Source organism: Mesorhizobium sp. M5C.F.Ca.IN.020.29.1.1 (assembly GCF_003997375.1).
GTDB classification, from domain to species: Bacteria; Pseudomonadota; Alphaproteobacteria; order Rhizobiales; family Rhizobiaceae; genus Mesorhizobium; species Mesorhizobium wenxiniae.
Genome location: NZ_RZSW01000624.1, coordinates 1 through 3,208 on the forward strand (window position 1 = coordinate 1; position 3,208 = coordinate 3,208).

Consider the following 3,208-nt stretch of genomic DNA (forward strand, 5'->3'; position numbering starts at 1 on the left):
GAAAAGGGTGGCTGGCTGGCCGACATATCAGGCTATCTGGCCGATCCGACCCTGACCGATCCTGGGCTTGTCGAAAGCGATTTCGCCGAGGCCGGCATGCTTTTCGCCAAGGACAGCCAGGGCGTGCTGCGTTCGCTGCCCTTCTCGGTGGATTACTGGATCGTCTACTGGAACAAGGAGCTGTTCGAGGCCAAGGGCCTCAAATACCCTGAATCGTTCGACCAGTTGGTGGCCGCCGCCGAAGCGCTGACCGATCCATCCACCAACACTTTCGGTTTCGTCGCCCGCGGCCTCAAGAATGCCAACACGCCGGTGTGGACGTCGCTGATGCTCGGCTACGACATGACGCCGCTCGACGACAAGGGCAAGCTGCGCACCGAAACGCCCGAGGCGATCGAGGCCGCGGCCCTCTACCAGAGGCTGATGACCAAGTCGGCCCCTCCGGGCGTCACCGGCTTCAATTGGGCTGAAGCGCAGTCCGCCTTCCTGCAAGGCAAGATTGGCATGTGGTTCGATGGCGTGGGTTTTGCTCCGCCGATGGAGAATCCCGAAAAGTCGCGCGTGGTCGGCAAAGTCGGCTATGGCGTCATGCCCAAGGGGCCCAAGGCGCATGCCTCCGGGACGTTTGGCGACGGCCTCGGCGTGACCGCCTCCAGCGAAAAGAAGGAAGCTGCCTATCTCTTCTGTCAGTGGGCGGTTTCCCCGGGCATGGGCGCACGCCTGCTCCAGGCCGGCGCCGGCGTGCCGTTCCGCAAGTCGGTGCTGGAAGATCCGAAGGTGCGCGAAGGCGTCACCATGCCGGCAAGCTGGCTCGATGCAGTGGTCCAGTCCGGCAATATCAGCAGGCTGGCGCTGCCGGTGATCATCCCGGTCACCGAGTTCCGCGACATCTACGGCGTGGCGTTGACCAACATGATTGCCGGTGCCGATCCTGCCGAGGAGCTGAAGAAGGCCACCGCACAGTTCCAGCCGGTTCTCGACAGGAGCGAGCAGGGCTGATGTCGACCATCGCCCCTGAACGCACCGGGGTGACGACGGGTCGCACCGAGGTGACGACGGATCGCACCGGGGTAGCGACGCAGGCCATCGAGGAGAGCCAGTCGGTCCGGCTGGCTCCCAACTACTGGCCCTTTGTCGTCCCGGCGCTCGTCGTCGTTAGCGCCGTGATCGTGTTTCCCTGGGAGTTCACGCTCTGGATGAGCGTCAACAGCTGGACGATCGGCCAGTCGCGGAGCTTTGCCGGGATGGAAAACTATCTCCGTCTGGCCAGCGACCCGCGATTCTGGGAATCCCTTGTTCATACGTTGACCTACACCTCGCTGTCGGTGGCAGCGCCGATGTTCTTGGGCACTGTCGCCGCCCTGATCTTCGACGCCAGGTTTCCGCTGCGCGGCCTGCTGCGCGGCGTCTTCGTCATGCCGATGATGGCAACGCCCGTTGCCGTGGCGCTGGTCTGGACCATGATGTTCCATCCCCAGCTCGGCGTGCTCAACTACCTTCTATCGCTGGTCGACATCCCGGCGCAGGAATGGATATTCAACGCCAACACGGTCATCCCTTCGCTGGTCGCGGTCGAGACCTGGCAGTGGACGCCGCTGGTGATGCTGATCGTGCTGGGCGGGCTGGCCTCGGTGCCGCGCGAGCCGTTCGAGAGCGCCGAGATCGACGGTGCCAATGCCTGGCAGCAATTCCGCTACCTCACTTTGCCGATGATCGCGCCGTTCCTGATGATTGCGTTGATCATTCGCACCATCGATGCGCTGAAGAGCTTCGACATCATCTATGCGATGACCCAGGGCGGACCGGGCACGGCGTCCGAAACCATCAACATCTATCTCTACAACACCGCCTTCTCCTACTACGACATCGGCTATGGCTCGGCCATGGCCGTGGTGTTCTTCATCGTCATCGTGGCGCTGTCCTTCATTCTCCTGATGCTGCGCCAGCGCTCGCAGTGGAACGATGCGGAGGGCAAATAGATGAGCTCACGTCTGCTCAACCAGATCGGCCTGTTTTTTGCGGCTCTGGTCATCGTCTCGCCGGCGATCCTGTTCTTCCTCTGGATGATCTCGCTGTCGCTGAAATTCGAGATCGACAACGGCGCCTATCCGCCGATCCTGATCCCTGAACGTTTCGCCTGGTCGAACTATGTAAAGGTGTTCGAGGAGAACAATTTCCTGCTCTATCTCTGGAATTCGGTTCTGGTGACGGGCACGGCGACATTGCTGGCGCTGCTGATCGGCGTACCGGCTGGCTATGGCATAGCGCGGCTCAAGGCTGAAAGATCGGCGATCGTCATCATGATCGCCCGCATGACGCCGGGGCTGTCCTATCTCATCCCGCTGTTTTTGCTGTTCCAATGGATCGGGATCCTCGGAACGCTCTGGCCGCAGATCATCATCCACCTGGTGGTGACGGTGCCGATCGTGGTCTGGGTGATGATCGGCTATTTCGAGACCACGCCGATGGAACTGGAAGAGGCGGCCAACATCGACGGCGCCAGCTCCTGGCAGGTATTTCGGCTGGTCGCCCTGCCCATCGCCAAGCCGGGCATCGTTGTCGCCTTCATCCTGTCCGTCATCTTTTCGTGGAACAATTTCGTCTTCGGCGTGGTGCTCGCCAGCCGCGAGACGCGCACGCTACCGGTCGCCGTCTACAACATGCTTTCCTATGAGCAGGTGAGCTGGGGGCCGCTTGCCGCCGCAGCACTGGTGGTTACGCTGCCGGTGCTGGTCCTGACCATGTTCGCGCAAAAGCAGATCGTCGCCGGGCTGACCACCGGCGCGGTCAAGGGCGGCTGAAGCCGCATTCCAGCTCGACATCACTCTTCTCCCGGAGAAATCCAATGGCATCGGTAACCATCAACAACGTGCAGAAAGCTTTCGGAGCCACCAGGATCATTCACGACGTCAGCGTCGATATCGCCGACGGCGAGTTCGTCATCCTGGTCGGCCCGTCGGGATGCGGAAAGTCGACGCTGCTGCGCATGATCGCCGGACTTGAAACGATCTCCGGCGGCAGGATCGCCATCGGCGAGCGGATGGTCAACAATCTGCGGGCGCGGGACCGCAACATCGCGATGGTGTTCCAGAATTACGCGCTCTATCCGCATATGACGGTGGCCGACAATATGGGCTTTGCCCTCAAGATCAAGAAAGCCGATCCGGCCGATACCGCCGGCCGCGTCAGGAATGCCGCCAATATCCTT

At 61.6% G+C, this 3,208-nt stretch carries 4 protein-coding genes; all 4 read left to right on the forward strand.

Annotated features, from left to right (window positions below; translation table 11 throughout):
- Positions 1–999 (forward strand): extracellular solute-binding protein (locus tag EOA85_RS31015; RefSeq protein ID WP_127212273.1); only part of this gene is annotated, 999 nt, incomplete at its 5' end.
- Positions 999–1,979, forward strand: a complete 981-nt coding sequence (locus EOA85_RS31020; RefSeq protein WP_127212274.1) for a sugar ABC transporter permease — start codon at positions 999–1,001, stop codon at positions 1,977–1,979. The genes EOA85_RS31015 and EOA85_RS31020, both read left to right, overlap by 1 nt.
- Positions 1,980–2,801 carry a carbohydrate ABC transporter permease gene (locus tag EOA85_RS31025; protein ID WP_127212275.1) on the forward strand — a complete coding sequence of 274 codons (822 nt, stop codon included), beginning with the start codon at positions 1,980–1,982 and terminating at the stop codon, positions 2,799–2,801.
- A gap of 44 nt (positions 2,802–2,845) precedes the next feature.
- The coding region (locus tag EOA85_RS31030; RefSeq protein ID WP_127212276.1) for an ATP-binding cassette domain-containing protein at positions 2,846–3,208 on the forward strand (363 nt) is incomplete at its 3' end.

Coding starts and splice junctions, on each gene's coding strand:
- EOA85_RS31020 (WP_127212274.1), top strand. CDS start 999: ATGTCGACCATCGCCCCTGAACGCACCGGGGTGACGACGGGTCGCACC.
- EOA85_RS31025 (WP_127212275.1), top strand. CDS start 1,980: ATGAGCTCACGTCTGCTCAACCAGATCGGCCTGTTTTTTGCGGCTCTG.